Raw genomic sequence first — 23533 nt, forward strand, 5'->3', positions numbered from 1 at the left:
GGGCTCACACCACCACGTTGACCAGGCGGCCGGGCACGACGATGACCTTCTTCGCCGGCTTGCCTTCCGAGAACTTCTGGAACTCGGGGCTGGCCAGCGCAGCGGCCTCGATGGCGGCCTTGTCGGCCCCGGCCGGCACGGTCACCGCGCCGCGGTGCTTGCCGTTGACCTGCAGCACCAGCTGGATCTCGTCCTGCTTGAGCGCGCCTTCGTCGACCGCCGGCCACGGGGCGTCCAGCAGGTCGCCGAGGCGGGCGGCATAGCCCAGCTGCTGCCACAGCGCATGGGTGATGTGCGGGCAGGCCGGGTACAGCACGCGCAGCAGGATGCCCAGGCCTTCCTGCACCGCCCAGGCGGCGTCGGGGCCCTCGGCCTTGAAGTCCTCCAGCGTGTTGAGCATCTTCATGCAGGCCGACACCACGGTGTTGTACTGCATGCGCTCGTAGTCGTAGGTGGCCTGCTGCAGCAGGCGGTGCAGCTCCAGGCGCAGCTTCTTGACCTCGGCGGGCACCGCCCCGGACAGCTGCGCGCCGGCGGCCACGCCCGCGACCTGCTCGCTGCGCGACTGGGCATGGTTCCACAGGCGCTTGAGGAAGCGGTGCGCGCCCTCGACGCCGGCGTCGTTCCACTCCAGCGTCTGTTCGGGCGGCGAGGCGAACATCACGAACAGGCGCGCGGTGTCGGCGCCGTAGCGGTCGATCAGATCCTGCGGGTCGACGCCGTTGTTCTTCGACTTGGACATCGTGCCCACGCCCTCGTAGGTCACCGCCGAGCCGTCGCTCTTGAGCTTGGCGCCGACGATCTTGCCCTGCTCGTCGTAGACGTTCTCGACCTCGTGCGGCCAGAAGTACTCGATGCCGCCCTTCTCGTTGCGGCGCGAGTAGATGTGGTTGAGCACCATGCCCTGGGTGAGCAGCTTCACGAAGGGCTCGTCCACCTTGACCAGTCCCAGGTCGCGCATCACCTTGGTCCAGAAGCGCGCGTACAGCAGGTGCAGGATGGCGTGCTCGATGCCGCCGATGTACTGGTCCATCGGCATCCAGTACTGCGCGCCTTCGCCGACCATCGCGTCGTCCTTGGTCGGGTCGCAGTAGCGCATGAAGTACCACGACGAATCCACGAAGGTGTCCATCGTGTCGGTCTCGCGCCGTGCCGGCTTGCCGCACTTCGGGCAGGCGACGTTCAGGAAGTCGGCGCGCTTGTTCAGCGGGTTGCCGCTGCCGTCGGGCACGCAGTCCTGCGGCAGCACGACCGGCAGGTCCTTCTCGGGCACAGGCACCGGCCCGCAGTCGTCGCAGTGGATGATGGGGATCGGCGTGCCCCAGTAGCGCTGGCGGCTGATGCCCCAGTCGCGCAGGCGCCAGGTGGTCTTCTTCTCGCCCAGGCCCTTGGCGGCCAGCAGCTCGGCGACCTTGTCGACCGCGGCCTTGTGGTCCAGCCCGTCGAGCACGCCGGAGTTGACGCAGCGGCCGCGCTGCTTGTCGGCGTACCACTCGGCCCAGGCGTCGGCCGAGAAGGTCTCGCCCTCGACCGCGACCACCTGCTTGATCGGCAGGCCGTACTTCTTCGCGAACGCGAAGTCGCGCTCGTCATGCGCGGGCACGCCCATCACGGCGCCGTCGCCGTAGCTCATCAGCACGTAGTTGCCGACCCACACCTCGACCTGCTCGCCGGTCAGCGGGTGGGTGACGGTCAGGCCCGTGGGCAGGCCTTCCTTTTCCTTGAGCGCCAGCTCGGCTTCGGTGGTGCCGCCCTTCTTGCACTCCTCGATGAAGGCGGCCAGCCTGGGGTTCGAGGCCGCGGCGTGCCGGGCCAGCGGGTGCTCGGGCGCGACTGCGCAGAAGGTCACGCCCATGATGGTGTCGGCGCGCGTCGTGAAGACGTAGAGCCTGCCGTCCTGGATCAGGTGGCCGCTCGCGTCACGGATCTCGTGCGTGAAGGCGAAGCGCACGCCCTCGCTCTTGCCGATCCAGTTCTCCTGCATCAGCCGCACGCGCTCGGGCCAGCCGGGCAGCTTGTTGACGACGAAGTCGAGCAGCTCCTCGGCGTAGTCGGTGATCTTCAGGTAGTAGCCCGGGATCTCGCGCTTCTCGACCAGCGCGCCGGTACGCCAGCCGCGCCCGTCGATGACCTGCTCGTTGGCCAGCACGGTCTGGTCCACCGGGTCCCAGTTGACGACCTGGGTCTTGCGGTAGGCGATGCCCTTCTCGAGCATCTTCAGGAACAGCCACTGGTTCCACTTGTAGTAGCTGGGATCGCAGGTGGCGATCTCGCGCGACCAGTCGATCGCCAGACCCATCGCCTGCATCTGCTTCTTCATGTAGGCGATGTTGTCGTAGGTCCACTTGGCCGGCGGCACGCCGTTCTTCAGCGCCGCGTTCTCCGCCGGCAGGCCGAAGGCATCCCAGCCCATCGGCATCAGCACGTTGTAGCCGTTCATGCGCAGGTAGCGCGTCAACATGTCGTTGATCGTGTAGTTGCGCACGTGGCCCATGTGCAGCTTGCCCGAGGGGTAGGGCAGCATCGAACAGGCGTAGAACTTCTTCTTGTTCGTGTCTTCGGTGACGCGGTAGGCGTCACGGGCCTGCCAGTCGGCCTGGGCGTCGGCTTCCACCTGGCGGTGGTCGTAAACGGGGAGTTGTCGGGTGTTCATGGGGCGTGGCGCCCGGCGTGAGGCGGGCGCAGGTCCTGCTTCGTGCAAGGAAAAAGGGGGTGGCCGATTATAGGAACCGGGCCTGCGCCGCGGGCCGGGCGCCGGCGGCCGCGGCAGGGGGCGGCACCCGGCGGGCGCCGGGCGGGGGCCGGTCGTCAGGCCATGCCCAGCACGTGGTCCATGCCGTACAGGCCGCAGGCCTTGCCGGCCAGGAAGCGCACCGCGCGCAGGCTGCCCTGGGCGTAGGTGGCGCGGCTGGACGACTTGTGGGTGATCTCGATGCGCTCGCCGGTGCCGGCGAACAGCACGGTGTGGTCGCCGACGATGTCGCCGCCGCGCACCGTCGCGAAGCCGATCGTCGACGGGTCGCGCTCGCCGGTCACGCCCTCGCGGCCGTAGACCGCGCACTGCTTGAGGTCGCGGCCCAGCGCCGCGGCCACCACCTCGCCCATCTTCAGCGCGGTGCCGCTCGGCGCGTCGACCTTGTGGCGGTGGTGGGCCTCGATGATCTCGATGTCGTAGCCCTCCTTCAGCGCGCGGGCGGCCACGTCCAGCAGCTTGAGCACCACGTTGACGCCCACGCTCATGTTGGGCGCCATCACGACCGCCACGTCGCGCGCGATCGCGGCGATCTCGGCCTTCTGCTCGTCGGAGAAGCCGGTGGTGCCGATCACCGCCTTCACGCCGGCGGCGCGGCAGGCGCGCAGGTGGGCCATCGTGCCCTCGGGGCGGGTGAAGTCGATCAGGTAGTCGGCCTGCGCCAGCGCGGCGGGGATGTCCGCGCTGATGGCCACCCCGGTGGCCTGGCCCAGGAAGGCGCCGGCGTCCTGCCCCAGGGCGGGGCTGTCGGGGCGGTCGAGGGCGGCCACGAGCTGGCAGTCGTCGGCGGCCAGCACGGCCTCGATCAGCATGCGGCCCATGCGGCCGGAGCTTCCGGCAATGGCGATACGGTGGGTCATGGTGGAGACGCTCGCGTAGGACGGGTCAGGGAAGGGAGGCGGCTCAGCCGCCGGAGGGTTCCAGCGGCGGGTAGCTGCGCAGCGGCGCCGGCGGGGGCGTCTCCTCGGCCGGGCGCGGCGCGGGCGCCGGCAGGGCCTTGAGCTGTTCCTCGGTCAGCGCCAGCTGCGGCACCTTGCGCGAGCGCTTGAAGGTGTCGATCGAGTCGACGAACTCCTTCTCGCTCGGCAGGTCGTCGGCCTCCAGGCGGGTGAGCTGCTCGCCGTCGAACCAGGCGGTGACCCGGCGCCGCTGCGGCTGCGCGCCCTGGCGCCGGATCGTGAACAGGTAGTCCCAGCGGTCGGCGTGGAAGATGTCGGTCAGCAGCGGCGAGCCGAGGATGTCGCGCACCTGGGTGCGGCTCATGCCCGGCCGGATCGCGGCGGCCATCTCCCGCGTGACCACGTTGCCCTGCACCACCTCGACGCGGTAGGGGGTGATGACGCCCAGGAAGTTGTCTTCGGTGGACTGCAGCGAGCTGCAGGCCGCGAGGCTGCCCAGGGTGACGGCCAGACCGGCCCGGCAGGCCCAACTGAGGATGAGGGACATACTGTAGGGATATGGGAGCTTGAGGTAAGGCAAAGCCCGCAACCTCGATATGATGCGCGGATTCTACCGGCGGGCTGCTGCACCGGCAGCCAGCGGGCCGGATGCGGACGGAGCCGCCCATGACCAACGTCGACGAACTCAAGAGCAGCGGCCTGAAGGCCACCTTGCCCCGCCTGAAGATTCTCGAGGTCTTCCAGACCAGCAAGCAACGCCACATGACGGCGGAAGACGTCTACAAGGCCCTGCTGTCCGACGGGTCGGACATCGGCCTGGCCACCGTCTACCGCGTGCTGATGCAGTTCGAGCAGGCGGGCCTGCTGTCGCGCAACCACTTCGAACCCGGCAAGGCGGTCTTCGAGCTCAACGAAGGCAAGCACCACGACCACCTGGTGTGCGTGTCCTGCGGGCGCGTCGAGGAGTTCTACGACGCCGAGATCGAGCGTCGCCAGCAGGAAATCGCCAAGGAACGCGGCTACGAGCTGCAGGACCATTCGCTGTCGCTGTACGTGGTGTGCAGCGACTGCAAGGGCAAGGGCGGCAACGCGCTGCACCATCACCACGGCGAGCGCTGACCCCGGCCGGCCCGCCGGCGGCTACTCGCCGCGCAGCATCGCGCGCTGGTGGCGCTCGATGAACTCCTTGTAGGTGTCGATGCCGCGCAGCTGCAGGATGGTGTTGCGCACCGCGGCCTCGACCAGCACGGCCAGGTTGCGCCCGGCGTCCACCGCGATCACCACCTTGCGGATCGGCACGCCCAGGATCTCCTCGTACAGCGGCTCGTGCGGCAGGCGCTCGAAGTCGCGCTCGAGCGTGTCCTTGCGCACCAGGTGCACGATCAGCTTCAGGCGCATCTTCCGCCGCACCGCGGTTTCGCCGAAGATGGCCTTGATGTCGAGCAGGCCGATGCCGCGCACCTCGAGCAGGTTCATCAGCAGCTCGGGGCAGCGGCCCTCGATCGCGGTCTGCGAGACGCGGTAGAAGTCGACCGCGTCGTCGGCCACCAGGCCGTTGCCGCGCGAGATCAGCTCCAGCCCCAGCTCGCTCTTGCCCAGCCCCGATTCGCCGGTCAGCAGCACGCCCAGCCCGAGGATGTCCATGAACACCCCGTGCCGCGTGGTGCGCTCGGCGAAGTGCATCGCCAGGTAGCTGCGCAGCACGTCGATCACGAAGCCGGCCGACTCCTGCGTGACGAACAGGGGGATCTCGGCGCGGTCGCACATCGCGACCAGCTGGTCCGGCGGCGTCTGGCCGTCGGCCACCACCACGACCGGCGGCTCCAGCGTGACGATGCGGGCGATGCGCCGCGCCTGGTCTTCCGGCGAGTCCGCGCTCAGGTAGCGCACCTCGCGGTGGCCGACGATCTGTACCCGGTAGGGGTGGATGTAGTTCAGGTAGCCGACCAGGTCGGCGGCGGACTGGGCGTCGCGCACGGCCACCTCGTCGAAGCGGCGCTCGGGGTGCGCGTGGCCGGCGATCCAGTGCCACTTCAGCGTGGACCGCTGGGCTTCGAACAGGGCCTCGGCGCTGATGACGGTCGGTTTCAAGCGGCGCGGGGCGGGCAGTCGTGAAGCAGGACGCTCAGGCCACGGCCTGCTTCATCGGCTCCCAGGATGCAATCAGTTCGTGGACCTTCGCTGCGTCGGGCTCGGTCTTCAGGCGCTCGCGCAGCTCCCGATCGGACAGCAGTTCCGCGATCTCGGACAGGATCTCGAGATGGCGCTGCGTCGCCGCTTCCGGCACCAGCAGGAAGAACAGCAGGCTGACCGGTTCGTCGTCAGGGGCATCGAAGGGGATGGGCTGCTGCACGCGCAGCACCGCGGCATGCGGGTTCTTCAGCCCCTTGATGCGGCCGTGCGGAATCGCCACCCCGTGTCCCAGCCCGGTGGAGCCCAGGCGCTCGCGCGCAAACAGGTTGTCGGTGACCGTCGCCCGGGCGATGGAGAGGGTGTTCTCGAACAGCAAGCCCGCGTGCTCGAAAGCGCGCTTCTTGCTCGTGGCGTCCACATTCACCAGCACGTTGCTGGGCGGCAGGATGGGAGCGAGGCGGTTCATCGGATCACGGCACCGGTTCGGAGGCTGGCCGGTACGGCTCCAGTTACAAGGCGTTGCATTATAGGAAAGCAGCATTGCGGGCCTGCCGGACCTTCCGGCGGGCGCCGCGTGCCAGTCCGGACGATTGTGCTCCCCTTGTTGCGTTGCAGCAAGCGGCCTGTATGGCAACTGTCACAAATGACAAGGCGGCCTCCCGGGCCGCCTTGTCGCTGGAATGGGGAATCAGCTGCTTGCTTACTGGGGGGCCTCCGTGACCGCGCCGTTCAGGCGCTTGGGCGACTCATGGTGATGCTCCTGCAGCCGCGCCTTGTGCTTGATGACCTGGCGATCGAGCTTGTCCATCAGCTGGTCGATCGCGGCGTAGAGATCCTCGTGGGCGGATTCGCAGTAAATGTCCTTTCCCTTCACGCGGACGTTGACTTCGGCCTTCTGCCGACGTTCCTTCTCCTTCAGCTTCTCAACGCTCAACATCACGTTGATGTCCACCACCTGGTCGAAGTGCCGGGTCACCCGGTCCAGCTTGGTGAGCACATACTCTCGCAGGGCGGGCGTGACCTCCAGGTGGTGGCCGCTGATCGTCAGATTCATAAGTCCTCCTTTCCGAAGGGTTGAGGAAGCGACGTCGCAAGGCCAGTGTGCCCCTGCGGGGAGGGGGTGGCAAGCCGGCAAGGGGATTCCCCGGGGCGGGCTTGTCCCTGATCAACAAAGCGCCCCGATTCGGGGCATCATCTGCGTTTGACCCGGCTGCTGCGGCGCATACTTTCCCTTTCTGCGCCCCGGGGCGCCGCCAGCCCGATGCGTGCTTCGGCGCGGGGTCAGCGCGGGGTGCCGCGCGAGGCTTCCAGCTCGGCGGCGGCGGCGCGCGCGACCTGCTGCAGTAGCTGCGCCATGGCCTGCGCCTGCCCTTCGGGCGTGTCCGCGCCGACCGCCAGGGCCTCGCGGTGCACCGTGGTGCGCAGCAGGCGCTGCGGGGCGGCGGGCGCGGCGATCGAGATGCGCGCCTCCCCGTGCACGGTGCGGGCCGCGCGGTCGTAGTCGAACGACGCCAGCTCCACCTTCAGCAGGCGCTCGTCGGGGCCCGACGGGCAGTCCGATTCGCACACCACCCAGCCCGGCAGCGCGGCGCGCAGGCCGGCGACCAGATGGCGGCTCGCGCCGACGTCGATGCGCTCGGCCCAGGCCACATGCGGCCATTCCTCCAGCGTGCTGCTGCCGCTGCGGTAGCGCACGCGGCGCGACTGCAGGTATTCGGGCAGCGCGATGCGGCGCACCACCACGACCGGCCCAGGGGCCATGGTCGGCGTGGCGGCCGCCGGCGGGGTGGGCGGCAGCGTCAGCAGCGTGGCGGCCGGTCGCGGACCGGCGCAGGCGCCCAGCAGCGCGAGCAGGGCGGCGCAGGCCGCGAGGCGCAGCGGGCGCCGCCGCGGGGCGGGCAGGGGCGTGGCAGAGGCGTGGGTCATGGTGTGTCGTTGCCAAAGATCACGGCGTTGGGCCGCTCCTCGAGCACTTCGCTCCAGGTGCGCAGGCTGCGCGCGGCCTGCGCGAGGTCGCGCACCGCGCCGTCCAGGTCGGCGCGCAGCGGCGCGCCCGGGGCGGCCATCTCGCTGACGCGGTCGATCGCGGTCTGAGCGGATTCGGCCGCACGCCGGGCGGCCTGCAGCGTGGCAGCCAGCTCGGTCTGCAGCTGCTGCACGGTCTGGCCCGAGTCCTGCGCGAGGCGGGTCATCGCGCGCAGCGTGGCCTGGGTGTCGGCCTGCACGGCGACCAGCGCGGCCGAGGCGGTGCGCAGCGTCGAGCGCGCCTCGTCCACGGTCTGCGCGATCGCGCCGGCGGTGGTGTCCAGGCTGCCCTGCGTGGCCGCGAGCGTCTGCTGCAGCGTGCGCAGCGTGTCGCGCAGGTCCTGCACCGTCTCGCGCAGCGGCAGCTCGGCCACCTGGTCGATCAGGGCGTCGAAGCGGTCGCCGAGCGCGGGGATCTCCGGCACGCCGCCCCCGCCGGCCAGCACCGCCGGGGTGTCGGGCGCGAAGTCGAGTTCGATGTACTTCTGGCCGGTCACGAAGCTCTGCGCCAGCAACCGTGCGCGCAGCCCCCGTTGCACCAGCGCGGGCAGGTCCAGCTCGGCGTCCTTGCCGCCGCCCGAGTACTGCACGGCGTCGGGGCGCAGCGAGACGTAGACCGGGATGCGGGCGTTCAGCGTGGCGTCGTCGACCTCGATGCCGATCGATTCGACGCGCCCGACCGGCACGCCGCGGAAGGTGACGGGCGCGCCGACGTACAGGCCGTTGACGCTGCCCTTGAAGTAGACCGCGGCACGCAGTTCCTGGTGGAACAGCGCGTTGCCGCTCAACCAGATGATGCCGATCACCAGCAGCACCAGGGCGCCGATGACGAAGCTGCCGACGAGCAGGGCGTGACGTTTCATGGGGTGGTTGCAGGCTGCGGCGGGGCGGCCGGTTCCTCGCGGCGGAGGAAGGCGCGCACCGTCGGGTGGGTGGCTTGTTCGCGCAGGGCGCGCGGGCTGCCGTGCGCGATCGGATGGCGGCTGTCGGCGTCGAGGAAGATGCCGTCGTCGGCCACCGCGAACAGGCTGGGCAGTTCGTGGCTGACCATCACGATCGCGGCGCCGGTGCGCTCGCGCACCTCGAGGATCAGGTCGTCCAGGCGCTTCGAGCTGATCGGGTCCAGCCCGGCCGAGGGTTCGTCGAGGAACAGCAGCTGCGGCTCGGCGGCCAGCGCGCGCGCCAGGCCGGCGCGCTTCTTCATGCCGCCGCTGATGTCGGACGGGTAGTAGCCGGCGAAGCGCTCCAGCCCGACCCAGGCCAGCACCTCGCGCGCGCGGGCCTCGCGCTGCTTCGCGTCGAGCCGGGTGTGCTGTTCCAGCGGCAGGCAGACGTTTTCCAGCAGGGTCATCGAGGACCACAGCGCGCCGCTCTGGAACAGCATGCCGAAGCGCCGGCGGATGGTCGCGCGCGTGGCCTCGTCGGCGCTCCAGTAGTCGGTGCCGTCGTACTCGACCCGGCCGGCGGCCGGTCGCAGCAGCCCGACCAGGTGCTTGAGCAGCGTGCTCTTGCCGCAGCCGCTGCCGCCCATCACCGCGAAGATGGTGCCCGGCTGCACGTCGAAGGCGATGTCGCGCTGGATCAGCCGGTCGCCGAAGCGCATCTCGAGGTCACGCACGCACAGTCGCATGGCTATACCCCCAGGGCGTTCGCGCACACCGCGAACACCGCGTCCAGCGCGATGATGCCGACGATGCTGAACACCACCGAACGGGTGGTCGCCAGGCCGACGCCCGCGGCGTTGCGCTGCGCGTGCAGGCCGAAGTAGCAGCCGGTCATCGCGACCAGCGCGCCGAACACGAAGGACTTGACCAGCCCGAGGTTGACGTGCGCCCAGGACAGCGCCTGGAAGGTGCGCTCGAAGTAGGCCGCCGGGGCGAGGTCGAGCATGCCCACGCCGACCAGCATGCCGCCCACCAGCCCGGTGGCGCAGCCGTAGACGTACAGCAGCGGCATCATCAGCAGCAGGGCAAGCACGCGCGGCACGACCAGGTAGTCCACCGCGGGCAGCCCCACCACCTCCAGCGCGTCGATTTCCTCGTTGGCCTGCATCGTGGCCAGTTCGGCAGCAAATGCCGCACCCGTGCGGCCGGCCATCACGACGGCGGTGATCACTGCGGCCATCTCGCGCGCGACGGCGATGCCGACCAGGTCGGCGACGTAGATGCCGGCGCCGAACTTGACCAGCTGCACCGCGCCGACGAAGGCCAGGATCGCGCCGACCAGGACGTTGACCACCGTGACGATGGGCAGTGCCCGCGCGCTGCAGTCGGCGGTGACCCGCGCCAGCTCGCGCAGCGGGAAGCGCCAGCGCCCGCGCACCCCGGCCGCGGCGGCCAGCAGCACCTGGCCGAGGAAGGCCACGGCGCGCAGCGGCAGCAGGCGGGGCAGGGCGGAGAAGGCGGTGCGCATGAGGCCGGATTGTGCGGGCATTCGGTGACGCGCCACGGCGCGGGCCGGCACCGTGGCGGTTTGAACCTGTTGCCGGCAGGGCCGTGTGGCACCGGAGCGGACGGCCGCGCCGCCGGCGGGCACACTGGGGGCACGATCACTTCCTCCAGGACGGCAGGCCATGCGTCTTTCGGTCGACAAGGACAGGCTCAGGTTCGTGCTGCTCGAGGGCATCCACCCCTCGGCGGTGGAGGCGTTGCACCGCGACGGCTACACCCAGGTGGTCACGCACCCCAAGGCGCTGTCCGGCGAGGCGCTGGCCGAGGCGATCGGCGATGCGCATTTCGTCGGCATCCGCTCGCGCACCCGGCTCACCGAGGCGGTGCTGGCGCAGGCGCCGAAGCTGGTGGCCATCGGCGCCTTCTGCATCGGCACCAACCAGATCGACCTGGAGGCCGCGGCCCGGCGCGGCATCCCGGTGTTCAACGCGCCGTTCTCCAACACCCGCAGCGTGGCCGAGCTGGTGGTCGCCGAGATCGTGATGCTGATGCGCGGCATCCCGCAGAAGAACGCGCTGCTGCACCGCGGCGGCTGGGCCAAGAGCGCGACGCACGCGTACGAGGTGCGCGGCAAGACGCTGGGCATCGTCGGCTACGGCCACATCGGCACCCAGGTCGGCGTGCTGGCCGAGCACCTGGGCATGCGCGTGGTGTTCCACGACATCGAGGCCAAGCTGCCGCTGGGCAACGCGCGCCAGCTGGGGTCGCTGGACGAGGTGCTGGAGGCGGCCGACGTGGTCAGCCTGCACGTGCCCGAGACGCCGGCCACGCTGAACCTGATCGGCGCGCCGCAGCTGGCGCGCATGAAGCCCGGCAGCTGCCTGATCAACGCCTCGCGCGGCACGGTGGTCGACATCGACGCACTGGTCGCCGCGCTCGATGGCGGGCACCTGCTCGGCGCGGCGATCGACGTGTTTCCCGTCGAGCCGCAGGGCAACGACGCGGCGTTCGAGTCCCCGCTGACGCGCTTCGACAACGTGATCCTGACGCCGCACATCGGCGGCTCGACGCTGGAGGCGCAGGAAAGCATCGGGCGCGAGGTGGCGGCCAAGCTGATCCGCTACAGCAACAACGGCTCGACGGTCTCGGCGGTCAACTTCCCCGAGGTCTCCCTGCCGGAGCTGCACGCGGGCGCCTGCCGGCTGCTGCACGTCCACCACAACGTGCCGGGCGTGATGGCGCGGGTCAACGAACGCTTCTCGGCCGCCGGCATCAACGTCGCGGCGCAGTACCTGCAGACCAACGCCCAGGTCGGCTACGTGGTGGTGGACATCGACGCCGCCGCCAGCCAGGTGGCGCTGCACGAGCTGTGCGCGATCGAGGGCACGATCCGCTGTCGCATCCTGTATTGAACCGGCATGGCCGGGCGAGCGCGCAGGCCCTAGGATCGGGGCCTGCCCCGAGCCGATCCGCCGCCGCCATGCCCTCGACCCCCCGCCTGCCCGAACCGAACGATGTCCTGCCGGCCGGGCCGCTGGCCCGCCTGCGCCGGGGCCTGCGGCAGCGGGCGCTGCTCGCGCCGCTGCTGCTGGTCGCCTTCGTCGCGCTGGCGACCTGGGCCTTCATCGAGCTCGCGGACGAGGTCATCGAAGGCGAGATCCACGACCTCGACCGGCGCCTGCTGCTGGCGCTGCGCCACCCCGACGACCCCTCCGCCCCCTGGGGGCCGTGGTGGGTGGAGGTGCTGATGCGCGACCTCACGGCCCTGGGCAGTACCACGGTGCTGACGGTGGTCGCGCTGGGGGCGGTGGGCTACCTGCTGATCGTCCGGCGCTTCGGCATGGCGGTGATGGTGGCGTGCTCGGTGCTGGGCGGGCTGGGGGCGAGCCACGCGCTGAAATGGCTGATCGAGCGCCCGCGCCCGGACCTGGTGCCGCACGGGGTGCCGGTGCTCACGCTCAGCTTCCCGAGCGGCCACGCGACCATGTCGGCGGTGGTCTACCTCACGCTGGCCGCCCTGCTGGCGCGCCTGCAACCCGGCCGCGCCGCCGGTGGCTACCTGCTCGCGGTGGCGGTGCTGCTGACGGTGGGCGTGGGGTTCAGCCGGGTCTACCTGGGCGTGCACTGGCCGAGCGACGTGCTGGCCGGCTGGGCGCTCGGGGCGGGCTGGGCCGCCGCCTGCCTGCTGGTCTGGCATGCCCTCGAGCGGCGGCGTCCGGGGCTCGGCGACGCCTGAAGCACGGATCGCGCGCCCGCGTGTAACCCTGCCGCAAAAGCCCCCGGAGGGCGGTCGGCTTGGCGGGATCGCCGCGAGGCGGGAAAATCGCGGTTTCGTTTCCCTTTCCGAAGGTCTGCCTGGAGGCATCTCATTCATGTCCAAAACCGTCGTCACCCGCATCCACGAGGATGGCCTGCGCTACCGGTCCAAGACGGTCGGGTCGCCGTTCGCGAGCAAGGCCAACACCCGTTCCTGCTTCAAGTGCGGGAAGCACCGGACGCCTGACCAGCTGCAGTCCAAGAAACTGCTCGGCAAGACCGAAATGGTCTGCAAGCCCTCCTGCAAGGAACTGGCCGCCGCCCTCGGCGAATGAGCGGCCCGGCGGCGCGCGCCGTCGCTGCGCGCGCGCCTCTCCCCTCCCTTTCCCCGCCCGTCTTGAGGCGTGCCCGCGCGGCCCGGCCGCACCGCGGCCGCGTCCTCACCAGTCCCGCAGCTTGATGCGCAGCCGGCGCACTGCCTGCGCATGCAGGTGGCAGACGCGGGACTCGCTCACGCCCAGCACCTCGCCGATCTCGCGCAGGCTCAGGTCCTGCTCGTGGTAGAGGCTGAGCGCCTGGCGCTCGCGCTCGGGCAGCGCCTCGATCGCGCGCACCAGGGCCTGGCGGCGCCGCCGTTCGCCCACGTGGTGCACGGGGTCGGCCTGCGCATCGGCGACGTGCCGCTCCAGCGTGCTTCCCTCGTCGTCGTCACCCGTCACCTCGTCGAGCGAGACGAACTGCGATTCGTGCACGCTGGTGCGCAGGGTCTCGTACTCGTCCAGCGTGATCTCCAGCTCGCGCGCGATCTCGGAAGGCTGCGGCGCGCGGCCCAGGCGCTGCTCCAGGCGCTGCACCGCGGCGCCGGCGTCGCGCTGGCGGCGGCGCACGTCGCGGCTGGCCCAGTCGGCCGCGCGCAGCTCGTCCAGCATCGCGCCGTGGATGCGCGGCGTGGCGTAGGCCTCGAACTGCGGACCTTCGGTGAGCTCGCTGCGCGACAGCACCTCGGCCAGGCCGATCATGCCGGCCTGCAGCAGGTCGTCGAACTCCACGTTGGCCGGCAGCCGGGACACCAGCCGCTGCGCCATCCGGCGCACCATCGGCCGGTGCTGGCGCAGCAGCCGGTCCAGGTCCTGGCGTCGGGTGGTGAGGGTGGCGTCGTCCGTCATGGCTGTCGGCTCCAGGCAAAGCCTCGCCCCTCGCGCCATCGGCGCGATGCTCGGCTGTCGGGTTCTGGCAGCGGCCCGGGCAGGGCCGGAAATCACGCGATCGTGGGATCGGCGGCGAGGTCGCCCGGGTGACGGGCCGGCGTCTGGTCCAGCGGGCGGTAGACGCGGCTTTGCAGACTGGCGAGGCGGTCGGACAGCTGCACGGCTTGCAACACGGCTTGCGGATGGGTCATCAACGCGAACGGGTTGGCGGCAAGGTCGAGCGGCTGGGCTCCGATGTCTCCTGGCACCGTCTCGGGCACGTCGTCAAATGTAGTCATTGCTTCTCGAATTCCACAGTAGCCGGGGTCTAGAGTGAATGTCAGGCATTTTCCGACACCTTGACGGCCGGATTGGGACACCGGCCGCTGGCACCCCGGCGAGCGGGCCGTCCGCCGCCGCGGCAGGCTTCAGCGTCCCAGCGGCTGCGTGCGCGCCTCGAGCCAGGCGAGCGCGTCGCCCTGCACCAGCGGCGCGACACGCTCGCGCACCGTGGCGTGGTAGGCGTTGAGCCATGCCAGCTCGTCGTCGCGCAGCAGCCTCAGCTCGATGCAGCGCGTGTCGATCGGGCACAGCGTGAGCGTCTCGAAGGCGAGGTACTCGCCGAATCCGGTCTCGCCCGCGGGCACGTTCATCGCGAGGTTCTCGATGCGCACGCCCCACTGCCCCGGCCGGTACAGCCCCGGCTCGATCGAGGTGACCATGCCGGGCTCCATCGCGGTGTGCGGTTCGGGGGCCGCATGGTACGAGATCACCTGCGGGCCTTCGTGCACGTTGAGGAAATAGCCGACGCCGTGGCCGGTGCCGTGCCCGTAGTCGAGCCCGTGCTCCCACAGCGGCGCGCGCGCGATCGCGTCGAGCAGCGGCGAGCGGATGCCGCGCGGGAAGCGCGCCCGCGACAACGCCATCATGGCCTTGAGCACCAGCGTGAAGTCGCGCCGCTGCTCGGCGCTTGGGGTGCCGATGGGCACCACGCGGGTGATGTCGGTGGTGCCGCCGAGGTACTGCCCGCCCGAGTCGATGAGCAGCAGGCCGTGGCCCTCGATCACCGCGTGCGACTCGGGGGTGGCGCGGTAATGCGGCATCGCGCCGTTGGCGTTGAAGCCGGCGATCGTCGCGAAGCTGGGGCACACGAATCCCGGGCGGCGCGCGCGGGCGGCGGTGATCTGCTCGTCGACGTCCAGCTCGGTGAGGCGCGCGCCGCGCTGCAGCGCCTGCTCGAAGGCGGCGAAGAACTCGGCCAGCGCCGCGCCGTCGTTGGCCATCGTCGTGCGGATGTGCGCCGCCTCGGCCGCGCTCTTGCGTGCCTTGGCCAGCGTGGTCGGGTTCACCGCCTCGATCACCTGCACGTCGCCCGGCAGCGCCTCGCGCAGGCCCAGCGTGACGCGGCGCGGGTCGAGCAGGAGGCTGCCGCGCAGCTGCAGCAGCCGCACGCGCGCCTGCTCGTAGGGAGCGATGTCCACCCCGTCGCGCGCCAGCGCCTCGCGCAGCGCGGCCGGCACCTTGGCCTCGGGGAGGAACAGCGTGGCCGAATCCAGCCCGATGAGCGCGTGGGCGACGAACACCGGGTTGTACGGCACGTCCGCGCCGCGCAGGTTGAACAGCCAGGCGATGTCGTCCAGCGTCGAGATCCAGTGCCACTGCGCGCCGCGCTCGCGCATCGTCGCGCGCAGCCCGGCGAGCTTGTCGGCGCGCGGGCGGGTCGCCTCGGGCGGCCGGTGTTCGGTCACCGGCGCGTCGGGCAGGCCGGGGCGGTCGGGCCAGACCTCGTCCATCAGGTCGAGGTCGGAGCGCAGCTGCACGCCCCGTGCCTGCAGGGCCTCGCGCAGCGCGCGCGCCGCGGCCAGCGCCAGCACCTGGCCGTCGACGCCGACCACCTCGCCGGCCGGCACGTGCTGCGCCAGCCAGTCGATGTGCGCCAGGCTCTGCCCGGAGGGGATCTTCTCCAGCGCGATGCCGGTGCCGGACAGCTGTGCCTCGGCCTGCACCCAGTAGCGGCTGTCGGCGAACAGGCGGGCGTCCGTCGGCGTGACGACCAGCGTGCCCATCGAGCCGGTGAAGCCGCTCAGCCACTCGCGGCTCTTCCAGCGCTCGGGCAGGTATTCGGACAGGTGCGGGTCGGCCGAGGGCACCAGCCAGGCGGCCAGGCGGTGGCGTTGCATCGCGGCGCGCAGCGCGCCCAGGCGCTCGCGGACGGCAGGCAGGCGGGAATCGGGCGTGTTCATCGTGACAAGGATGCGGCACCGGGTGACGAGGCCCCCAGCCTACCCGCTTCCGGCCCCTGTTGCGCGGAGGGTGCGCCAATTGCTGCGGCCCGAGGCGCAGTGCCATAATCGTGGATCGTTCCCATCACGGAGACTTGCCTTGGACAGTTGTCACCCTCGGTGACCGTCCGCTCCAGCCGACGCCACAGCAGCGGTCGGGGCGAGACGGTTCAGTACCTCCCCACGTACCCGCTTGCTCGTTGTTCCGGCCGCTGATGCGCGGCCGGCCTCGGTTGGAGATTGCATGCTCAATGTCTTCACGCTGTCGAACGGACGGCTCTACCAGGAAGAGATCGACCGCCCGGACACGCTGTCTCGCGTGCAGCCGGTGTGGGTCGACCTCGAGTCGCCGACCCCCGAGGAGATCCAGTGGGTCGGCGAGCGCTTCGGCCTGGAGATCCCCAGCGACGCGATCAGCGAGGACCTGGAAGAGTCGGCGCGCTTCTACGAGGAAGACAACGGCGAGCTGCACATCCGCTCCGACTTCCTGATCGAGGACGACGACGGCGCGCGCAACGTGCGCACCGCCTTCATCCTGCGCGACAACGTGCTGTTCTCGATCCACAACGAGGACCTGCCGGTGTTCCGCCTGCTGCGCCTGCGCGGCCGCCGCATGCCGGGACTGATCGAGGGCGCCAAGGACGTGCTGCTCAAGCTCTACGACATGGACGCCGAGTACTCGGCCGACTCGCTCGAGGGCATCTACGACGACCTGGAAGTGGTCAGCTCGCGCGTGCTCAAGGGCGACGTGAGCGACACCGAGGCCGGCGAGGTGCTGGCCGCGATCGCCCGGGCGGAAGACTTGAACGGCCGCATCCGCCGCAACGTGATGGAAACGCGCCGCGCGGTCAGCTTCCTGATGCGCAGCCGCATGCTCAATGCCGAACAGTTCGAGGACGCGCGCCAGATCGTGCGCGACATCGACTCGCTCGACTCGCACACGGCCTTCCTGTTCGACAAGATCAACTTCCTGATGGACGCCACCGTCGGCTTCATCAACATCAACCAGAACAAGATCATCCGCATCTTCTCGGTGGCCAGCGTCGCGCTGCTGCCGCCGACGCTGATCGCCAGCATCTACGGCATGAACTTCCAGCACATGCCGGAGCTGAGCTGGCGCTACGGCTACCCGTTCTCGATCGCGCTGATGGCCGCCTCGGTGATCGCGCCGTTCTGGTACTTCCGCCGCAAGGGCTGGCTCAAGTAAGCGATTCCGCGATGTGGCACGCCAGCGCCCGGCCGCTGGTCCAGGCGCGCTCGGCGCCGTCGGCCCCGTGCGTCCCGCACCAGGCATCGCCGCAGGCGCCCAGGCGCAGCCCGGCGTCCCAGCCGCAGGGCTCGGCCAGCGGCTGCGCGACGCGGGCCTGGCGCCACAGGTGGGCCTGGGCATGCGAGGGGCGCGCCAGCCGCACGCCGATGGCGCGCCCGAACGCATCGAGCAGGCGCTGCACCACGTCGATCGGCCGCACGTCCAGGTTGTTGGCGCTCCAGTAGGCGCTGGCGTGCAGCACCCAGCGCGAGCCCTGGCGGGTGCGCGCGTCGCGCCGGGCGCTGCCCAGCACGTCCTCGGCACCGTTGCCGGCCAGCGCATCGCCGCGCAGCGGCAACGGCATCGGCCAGGCGGCGACGACGCTCCAGCACGGCTCGCTGCGCACCGCGCGCAGCGGCTCGGCCAGCGCCGGCGCCACGCCCAGCAGCGGCAGCGCCTGCTCGGGCGGCATCGCCACCGCGACCGCGTCGTAGTGCAGCTCGAGCCCGCGCGGCGGCGCCTGGTGGGTGCGCAGCCACCACTGCGCGCCGTCGCGCTCGAGCGCGGCGACCTCCAGCCCGGGGACGACCTTCAAGCCTGCGGCCAGCCGGGCCGCGAAGGCCTGCATCGACGGCACGCCCAGCCACCGCCCCGGGCCCGACGGCGCGGGCGCGAGCATTCCGGCGCCGGCCCAGGCCTGCAGCGGCGCGGCAAACCCCGGCGTGGCGGCGGCGAGCTCCGGCAGGCCGTGGTCGCACGGGCCGATCGGGGTGGGCAGGCTGGCGCAGCGCCCGCCGGGGATGCGCTCGCGCTCCAGCACGGTCACGTCGTGGCCGGCCTCCTGCAGCGCGCGGGCGCAGGCCAGCCCGGCCAGCCCGGCGCCGACGACGGCGATGCGGGCGGCGCTCATGCGGGCTGGACCTTGCGGCGCAGCCAGCGCATCAGGTTGCCGACCAGGGGCAGCTTCTCGTAGAACTGGCCGGCCGCGTCCCAGTAGTCCTCGTGGTCGGTGATGCGCCCCTCGGCGTCGAGCACCAGGTGCGAGGAGCCGCGCACCGACTGCTCTTCCCCGCGGCGGCGGAAGCGGAACTGGAAGGTCCAGGTCAGCACGCAGTGGCTGCCCTGCACGACCGCGCGGGTGATGCAAAAGCGCGGCTCGTCCAGCGTCGCGTACATGTGGGCGTAGATGCGGCGCACCGCGTCGATGCCGCGCACCTCGTTGAACGGGTCCTTGAAGCGGCAGTCGGCGGCGTAGATCTCGCCCAGCCGCTCCAGCGCGGCGGGACTGAGGCTTTCGAAGTACTGCACCAGCCGGGCGATGCGGGGCTCGCCCACGAGCGTTTCAGTGACGGACATGCCCGGGAGCTTACCCCGTTGCCGCCGCGGCTGTTACATCTCAGGGCCGGCGCAGCGTGAACTGGACGACGCTGGTGTTGCGCCGGGCAAACGCGGCCTCGCAGTAGGCGAGGTAGAAGGTCCACATGCGCAGGAAGCGCGCGTCGAATCCCAGCGCGCGCACCTGCGGCTCCGCGGCGGTGAAGCGCTCGCGCCAGCGACGCAGCGTCTCGGCGTAGTCGGGGCCGAAGTCCAGCTCGTCGACGATCTCCAGGCCGGCGGCCCGGGCGCGTTCGCGGAACGCCGACGGCGAGGGCAGCAGCCCGCCCGGGAAGATGTACTGCTGGATGAAGTCGGTCGAGTGCAGGTAGCGCGCGAACAGGTCGTCGCGGATCACGATGGTCTGGATGCAGGCGCGGCCCTGCGGCCTGAGCAGCCGGTGCAGCGCGCGGAAGTAGGCGTCCCAGTACTCGCGCCCGACGGCCTCGAACATCTCGACCGAGCAGATCGCGTCGAACGGGCCCTCGTCCAGCTCGCGCCAGTCCTGCAGGCGCAGCTCGACCGACGCGCCCGGCCCGGCGCGCTGCATGGCCTCGCGGCCCCAGGCGAGCTGTTCCTGCGACAGCGTCAGGCCGGTGACGCGTGCCCCGAAGTCCTGCGCCGCCATCGCGGCGAGGCTGCCCCAGCCGCAGCCGATCTCGAGCAGGCGCTGGCCGGGGCCGATGCCGCACTGCACGAGCGCGCGGCGCATCTTGGCGCGCTGCGCGGCCTCCAGCGGGCGGGCGAGGTCGCCCTCGAACCAGGCGCTGGAGTACGACATCGTCGCGTCCAGCCACAGGCGGTAGAAGTCGTTGCCCAGGTCGTAGTGGGCGTGGATGTTCTTGCGCGCCTGGCGGCGCGAGTTGCGCCGCAGCAGGTGGCGCAGCCGGTACAGCAGGCCGGCCCAGCGGCTGCCGTAGATCATCGCCTCCAGCTCGTTGCGGTTGAGCAGGAACAGCTCGAGCAGCCCGGCGAGGTCGGGCGAGGACCAGGCGCCGTCCATGTGGCTTTCGGCAAAGCCGATGTCGCCGGCGCGCAGCGTGCGCGCGCACACCGACCAGTCGTGCAGCTGCAGGCTCGCGTGGGGCGCCGCGCCGCTGCCGAAGCGCAGCGTGCCGACGCCGGCGGGCAGCTGCACCTCGAGCGTGCCGTGGCGCAGGCGTTGCAGCAGCCGCAGCGCGGCGCGCGCGCTGCGCGGGGCATTGGCGGGCAGGGAGGCGGCGGCGGGGATCGTGAGGACGTGGCCCTGGGTCATCGCGAGACGAAGCGGTCGGGAGCGGCGGGTTTGGTGAAGAACGGCACGCGCTTGAGCCACAGCTTCAGCGCGTGCCAGTGGATGCGGGCGATCACGCCGAAGCCGACCGCGGGCGCGCCCCAGGCGGCGCGGCGGATCGCCGCGGCCGACAGCGGCTCGAGCGTGCCGCTCCAGCTGGTCTGCAGCAGCGGCCCGTCGTGGTCGTCCAGGTCCACGCGCACCACGCAGCGCCCGGCGTGCCGCGGGGCGTCGGCCGTGGTGCGCAGGAAGCGGAACCGGTAGCGCCCCTCGACGCGGCAGAACGGCGAGACATGGAACACCTTGCGCGCGCGCAGCTCGGCGCCCCAGGCCAGCTGCGGGCCGTCGAGCAGGTAGCAGTGGCGCTCGCCGAAGGTGTTGTTGACCTCGGCGACGATGGCGGCGAGCCGCCCGTCGGCCCGGTGTGCGTACCAGAAGCTGACCGGCTTGAACGCGTAGCCGAGGATGCGCGGGTAGGTCTGCAGCCAGATCTCGCCGTCGGCCGCGATGCCTTCGGCGGCGAGCAGCGCCTCCATCCAGGCCAGCGCGTCCTCGCCGCCTGCGCCGTGGTCGCGGTCGTGGAACGACAGCAGCGCGAACCGGTTGCGCGCCAGCACCGGGTCGGGCGCCTCGCGCAGCGCGCGCATCGGCAACATGAGGAAGCTGGTCGGGTGCGCGAAGGCGTGCCGCACCGGGCGCAGCCGGGTGTGGCGCACCTGCCCGAAGGCGATCAGCGCGCGCGCGCTCATGCGGCCTCCCGGGTGGTCGTCCCGGCGGTGCCGAGGCGCTCGCGCAACCGCCGTGCGACCTCCAGGCCCGACTTCAGCCCGTCCTCGTGGAAGCCGTAGCCGGTCCAGGCGCCGCAGTACCAGCTGTGCCGCACGCCCTGCAGCGCCGGCACCTCCTGCTGGGCGCGGATCGCCGCGAGGTCGAACACCGAGTGACGGTACTCGAACTCGGCCAGCACGCACTCCGGCCGCGGCTCGCGCGCCGGGTTGAGCGTGACGATCACCGGCTGCGTGAACGGCAGCGGCTGCAGGCGGTTGATCAGGTAATGCAGGCAGACCCCGGCGCGCTCCTGGCCGGCATCGGCGGCGCGCTCGTAGTTCCATGCCGCCCAGGCGCGGCGGTGGCGCGGCAGCAGCGCGGTGTCGGTGTGCAGCACGGCGCGGTTGCTGCGGCAGGCGATGCGCCCGAGCACCGCGCGCTCGGCCTCGGTCGGCTGGGCGAGCAGCGCCAGCGCCTGGTCGGCGTGGCAGGCGAACACCACCTGGTCGTAGCGCTCCGCGCCCTGGTCGGTCAGCACCTGTACGCCGCCGCCCGGGGCGGCGTCGCGCTCGACGCGGCGCACCGGCGTGGCGCGCCGCGCGTCGGGCAGGCGCTGCAGCATGCGTTCGACGTAGGTGCGCGCGCCCCCGGTCACGGTGTACCACTGGGGCCGGTTGGCGATCTGGATCAGGCCGTGGTTGTGGCAGAAGCGGATCAGGGTCGCGACCGGGAAGCGCAGCATCTGCTCGGTCGGGCAGGACCAGATGCAGCCGAGCATGGGCAGCAGGTACCAGTCGCAGAACGCGGCGCTGAAGCGGTGCCGGCGCAGGAAGTCGCCCAGCGGCTCGTGCAGCTCGGCTTCGGCGTGGCGCAGCGCGATGCCCTGCGCCAGTCGGTTGAAGCGCAGCAGGTCGGCCAGCATCCGCCAGAAGCGCGGGCGCACCAGGTTCACCGGCTGCGCGAACACGGTCGCGAGGTTGCTGCCGCTCCATTCCAGCTGCAGCGTGGGCACCTGCACCGAGAACGACATGTCCGACGGCGTCGTGTGCACGCCCAGCTCGTCGAACAGCGCGACCAGCTGAGGGTAGGTGCGGTGGTTGAAGACCAGGAAGCCGGTGTCCACCCCGTGCGTGACCGGGCCGCGGGGCCCCGGCAGGGTCACGTCGACCGTGTGGACGTGGCCTCCGAAGTGATCGGCCGCTTCGTACAGCGTGACCCGGGCATGCGGCTGCAGGTGGTAGGCCGCGGCCAGTCCGGCAATGCCCGATCCGATGACGGCGATGCGCTGCATGCGGTCGACTCAGCCGGTGCCGCCGCCGTGCAGGCAAACGAAAGGCGGCACGGTCTGCACCGTGCCGCCGGTAGAGAAAAACGCCGCGGAGCGTCCCAGAGCGAACGAGGGAGGGAGGGAGGAGGAGGAAAAACGCCCTGGGATTGCAACCGGATGGACCGGAAGGCTCCGCAGCTCAAAACCTGTGTCGACCGTCCTTGGCGCCGTCCACCGGGGACGTTGGCCGCCGCCTTGGCGCCGCAGTGGCTCCCACCCTGACTGGTGCAGCGTTGGAAAGGGGCCGCGGCGGAAAGTTCCCCGAAATACTTTCGATGTGAAGCAACGGTGGAAATTGTCGCGCGCTCGCGGCGTTTGCGGGAGGGAGCGATCCTTGCTGGCCATCAAGTCTGTGCGAAATGTGGAACAGATCGGGGTGATGGACGGGCGCCAGGGCCACATCGGGCGCCAATTGTGACCGACACAAGACCCTGCGCTGCACAAGGTTACATGGTTCTGCACCGGCCCGGCAGCCCCGGCCCGACCCTGGCGTCCGCTTGGCCATTGGGCGCGCGCGGTCAGGATCCGGGACAATGTCGGGTTGGGTGCGGCCGGCTGCGGGCGGCCGCACCCGCCTTCTCCCGCTTTCACGTCGACAGGAACATTGATGCTGTACCCCGAGCTCTTCAAACAACTCGAAGCCGTGCGCTGGAACATGGAACGCGACATTCCATGGGACCAGTTCGACGGCAGCAAGCTCAGCGAGGAGCAGGCGCAGACCGTCAAGATGAACGCCATCACCGAGTGGGCGGCGCTGCCGGCCACCGAGATGTTCCTGCGCGACAACCGCGACGACAGCGACTTCTCGGCCTTCATCAGCGTCTGGTTCTTCGAGGAACAGAAGCACTCGCTGGTGCTGATGGAGTACCTGCGCCGCTTCCGCCCCGAGCTGGTGCCCACCGAACAGGAGCTGCACGAGGTGCGCTTCGAGTTCGACCCGGCGCCGGCGCTGGAGACGCTGATGCTGCACTTCTGCGGCGAGGTGCGCCTGAACCACTGGTACCGTCGTGCCGCGCAGTGGCACACCGAGCCGGTCATCAAGGCGATCTACGAGACGCTGGCGCGCGACGAGGCCCGCCACGGCGGCGCCTACCTGCGCTACATGAAGCGCGCGATCAACCGCTTCGGCGACGAGGCGCGCGCCGCCTTCGCCAAGGTCGGCGTGCTGATGGCCAGCGCGCGCCGCACCGCGCAGGCGCTGCACCCGACCAACCTGCACGTCAACGAGAAGCTGTTCCCGCGCGACACCGTGCAGAGCCGCCTGCCCGACCCCGAATGGCTGGAGCGCTGGCTGGACAAGCAGATCCAGTTCGACGCCAGCTGGGAGACCAAGGTGGTCGAGCGCATCCTGCACAACCTGAGCCTGCTGATGGAGCGCAGCTTCAAGACCGTGCAGGAGCTCAACCGCTTCCGCAAGGAGCTGGCGGCGCAGCTGGCTGCGCAGCAGCCCGTGCCGCAGGCCGGCTGACCGGGTCTTCGCCCGTCCACCTCCTGTCCAAGGCGCCGCACGCGGCGCCTTTTTCGTGTCCGGGCGGTGACCTTGCAGCGCATGGGTGGTTGCCGCGCCACGGCCGCACGGACGCAGGCGCCTTCCTACACTGGCGCCTTCGCGTCACTT

General features: G+C 71.0%; 24 protein-coding genes. 6 read left to right on the forward strand and 18 right to left on the reverse strand.

Features of this window, described 5'->3' with window-relative positions; all coding sequences use genetic code 11:
- Nucleotides 1–4 precede the first annotated feature (4 nt).
- From leuS to IS481_RS01760, 3 genes are all read right to left on the reverse strand, one after another.
- On the reverse strand, nucleotides 5–2653 hold the full coding sequence (gene leuS, locus IS481_RS01750; RefSeq protein ID WP_104357692.1) for a leucine--tRNA ligase: 2649 nt from the start codon (nucleotides 2651–2653) through the stop codon (nucleotides 5–7).
- A 155-nt stretch (nucleotides 2654–2808) separates the two neighbouring features.
- Nucleotides 2809–3612 carry a 4-hydroxy-tetrahydrodipicolinate reductase gene (dapB, locus tag IS481_RS01755; RefSeq protein ID WP_104357691.1) on the reverse strand — a complete coding sequence of 268 codons (804 nt, stop codon included), beginning with the start codon at nucleotides 3610–3612 and terminating at the stop codon, nucleotides 2809–2811.
- A gap of 43 nt (nucleotides 3613–3655) precedes the next feature.
- The gene (locus IS481_RS01760; RefSeq protein ID WP_104357690.1) at nucleotides 3656–4198 is read right to left on the reverse strand and encodes an outer membrane protein assembly factor BamE; all 543 of its coding nucleotides are present in this window, start codon (nucleotides 4196–4198) and stop codon (nucleotides 3656–3658) included.
- 119 nt (nucleotides 4199–4317) lie between these two features.
- Here IS481_RS01760 and fur point away from each other — a divergent pair, with 119 nt between their 5' ends.
- Nucleotides 4318–4770: a ferric iron uptake transcriptional regulator gene (fur, locus tag IS481_RS01765; RefSeq protein ID WP_104357689.1), complete on the forward strand. Its 453-nt coding sequence runs from the start codon at nucleotides 4318–4320 to the stop codon at nucleotides 4768–4770.
- Between the two features lie 21 nt (nucleotides 4771–4791).
- Here the strand turns inward: fur and hprK are convergent, their stop codons facing one another.
- The 7 genes from hprK to IS481_RS01800 form a co-directional block, all read right to left on the reverse strand.
- A complete protein-coding gene (hprK, locus tag IS481_RS01770; protein WP_104357688.1) occupies nucleotides 4792–5742 on the reverse strand; it encodes an HPr(Ser) kinase/phosphatase in 951 nt (316 codons plus the stop codon).
- A gap of 34 nt (nucleotides 5743–5776) precedes the next feature.
- Nucleotides 5777–6250 carry a PTS sugar transporter subunit IIA gene (locus tag IS481_RS01775; RefSeq protein WP_104357687.1) on the reverse strand — a complete coding sequence of 158 codons (474 nt, stop codon included), beginning with the start codon at nucleotides 6248–6250 and terminating at the stop codon, nucleotides 5777–5779.
- Nucleotides 6251–6484: 234 nt separating this feature from the next.
- The gene (gene hpf, locus IS481_RS01780; protein ID WP_104357686.1) at nucleotides 6485–6838 is read right to left on the reverse strand and encodes a ribosome hibernation-promoting factor, HPF/YfiA family; all 354 of its coding nucleotides are present in this window, start codon (nucleotides 6836–6838) and stop codon (nucleotides 6485–6487) included.
- Between the two features lie 227 nt (nucleotides 6839–7065).
- Nucleotides 7066–7710 (reverse strand): PqiC family protein, encoded by a 645-nt coding sequence (locus IS481_RS01785; RefSeq protein ID WP_104357685.1) that lies wholly within the window; start codon nucleotides 7708–7710, stop codon nucleotides 7066–7068.
- Nucleotides 7707–8672, reverse strand: coding sequence for an MlaD family protein (locus IS481_RS01790; protein ID WP_104357684.1), 966 nt, complete (start codon nucleotides 8670–8672; stop codon nucleotides 7707–7709). Before IS481_RS01790 ends, IS481_RS01785 begins: the two co-directional genes overlap by 4 nt.
- The gene (locus IS481_RS01795) at nucleotides 8669–9427 is read right to left on the reverse strand and encodes an ABC transporter ATP-binding protein (protein ID WP_232529419.1); all 759 of its coding nucleotides are present in this window, start codon (nucleotides 9425–9427) and stop codon (nucleotides 8669–8671) included. Before IS481_RS01795 ends, IS481_RS01790 begins: the two co-directional genes overlap by 4 nt.
- Nucleotides 9428–9441: 14 nt before the next feature.
- Nucleotides 9442–10221: an MlaE family ABC transporter permease gene (locus IS481_RS01800; protein ID WP_198425445.1), complete on the reverse strand. Its 780-nt coding sequence runs from the start codon at nucleotides 10219–10221 to the stop codon at nucleotides 9442–9444.
- Between the two features lie 160 nt (nucleotides 10222–10381).
- On the opposite strand from IS481_RS01800, the gene serA reads away from it, so the two are divergent.
- The 3 genes from serA to IS481_RS01815 all read left to right on the forward strand — a co-directional run bounded on the left by serA (nucleotide 10382) and on the right by IS481_RS01815 (nucleotide 12790).
- Complete coding sequence (gene serA / locus IS481_RS01805; protein WP_104357681.1) at nucleotides 10382–11611, forward strand: phosphoglycerate dehydrogenase; 1230 nt, start codon at nucleotides 10382–10384, stop codon at nucleotides 11609–11611.
- A 68-nt stretch (nucleotides 11612–11679) separates the two neighbouring features.
- Complete coding sequence (locus IS481_RS01810) at nucleotides 11680–12435, forward strand: phosphatase PAP2 family protein (protein ID WP_104357680.1); 756 nt, start codon at nucleotides 11680–11682, stop codon at nucleotides 12433–12435.
- 136 nt (nucleotides 12436–12571) lie between these two features.
- Nucleotides 12572–12790, forward strand: coding sequence for a hypothetical protein (locus tag IS481_RS01815; protein WP_104357679.1), 219 nt, complete (start codon nucleotides 12572–12574; stop codon nucleotides 12788–12790).
- Nucleotides 12791–12895: 105 nt separating this feature from the next.
- Here IS481_RS01815 and fliA read toward each other — a convergent pair whose 3' ends face one another.
- The 3 genes from fliA to IS481_RS01830 all read right to left on the reverse strand — a co-directional run bounded on the left by fliA (nucleotide 12896) and on the right by IS481_RS01830 (nucleotide 15885).
- Nucleotides 12896–13621 (reverse strand): RNA polymerase sigma factor FliA, encoded by a 726-nt coding sequence (gene fliA, locus IS481_RS01820; RefSeq protein WP_104357678.1) that lies wholly within the window; start codon nucleotides 13619–13621, stop codon nucleotides 12896–12898.
- A gap of 92 nt (nucleotides 13622–13713) precedes the next feature.
- Nucleotides 13714–13941, reverse strand: a complete 228-nt coding sequence (locus IS481_RS01825; protein WP_104357677.1) for a hypothetical protein — start codon at nucleotides 13939–13941, stop codon at nucleotides 13714–13716.
- Between the two features lie 129 nt (nucleotides 13942–14070).
- Nucleotides 14071–15885: an aminopeptidase P family protein gene (locus IS481_RS01830; RefSeq protein WP_104357676.1), complete on the reverse strand. Its 1815-nt coding sequence runs from the start codon at nucleotides 15883–15885 to the stop codon at nucleotides 14071–14073.
- A gap of 283 nt (nucleotides 15886–16168) precedes the next feature.
- Here IS481_RS01830 and corA point away from each other — a divergent pair, with 283 nt between their 5' ends.
- Nucleotides 16169–17131 carry a magnesium/cobalt transporter CorA gene (gene corA / locus IS481_RS01835; protein ID WP_104357675.1) on the forward strand — a complete coding sequence of 321 codons (963 nt, stop codon included), beginning with the start codon at nucleotides 16169–16171 and terminating at the stop codon, nucleotides 17129–17131.
- On the opposite strand, the gene IS481_RS01840 is transcribed toward corA, so the two are convergent.
- The 5 genes from IS481_RS01840 to IS481_RS01860 are packed head-to-tail and all read right to left on the reverse strand — an operon-like array spanning nucleotide 17124 to nucleotide 21879.
- Nucleotides 17124–18083, reverse strand: coding sequence for an NAD(P)/FAD-dependent oxidoreductase (locus IS481_RS01840; protein ID WP_104357674.1), 960 nt, complete (start codon nucleotides 18081–18083; stop codon nucleotides 17124–17126). The genes corA and IS481_RS01840 overlap by 8 nt on opposite strands.
- Nucleotides 18080–18529 (reverse strand): nuclear transport factor 2 family protein, encoded by a 450-nt coding sequence (locus tag IS481_RS01845; protein ID WP_104357673.1) that lies wholly within the window; start codon nucleotides 18527–18529, stop codon nucleotides 18080–18082. The genes IS481_RS01840 and IS481_RS01845 overlap by 4 nt, the downstream gene beginning before the upstream one ends.
- Nucleotides 18530–18569: 40 nt before the next feature.
- Entirely contained in the window at nucleotides 18570–19802 is a 1233-nt protein-coding gene (locus IS481_RS01850; protein ID WP_104357672.1) for an SAM-dependent methyltransferase, read from the reverse strand.
- On the reverse strand, nucleotides 19799–20569 hold the full coding sequence (locus tag IS481_RS01855) for a DUF1365 domain-containing protein (protein WP_104357671.1): 771 nt from the start codon (nucleotides 20567–20569) through the stop codon (nucleotides 19799–19801). Before IS481_RS01855 ends, IS481_RS01850 begins: the two co-directional genes overlap by 4 nt.
- The gene (locus IS481_RS01860) at nucleotides 20566–21879 is read right to left on the reverse strand and encodes an NAD(P)/FAD-dependent oxidoreductase (RefSeq protein WP_104357670.1); all 1314 of its coding nucleotides are present in this window, start codon (nucleotides 21877–21879) and stop codon (nucleotides 20566–20568) included. Before IS481_RS01860 ends, IS481_RS01855 begins: the two co-directional genes overlap by 4 nt.
- 643 nt (nucleotides 21880–22522) lie before the next feature.
- On the opposite strand from IS481_RS01860, the gene IS481_RS01865 reads away from it, so the two are divergent.
- A complete protein-coding gene (locus IS481_RS01865; RefSeq protein WP_104357669.1) occupies nucleotides 22523–23383 on the forward strand; it encodes a ferritin family protein in 861 nt (286 codons plus the stop codon).
- The last annotated feature ends 150 nt before the right edge of the window (nucleotides 23384–23533 follow it).

It is taken from the genome of Caldimonas thermodepolymerans (genome assembly GCF_015476235.1).
Taxonomy (GTDB): domain Bacteria; phylum Pseudomonadota; class Gammaproteobacteria; order Burkholderiales; family Burkholderiaceae_C; genus Caldimonas; species Caldimonas thermodepolymerans.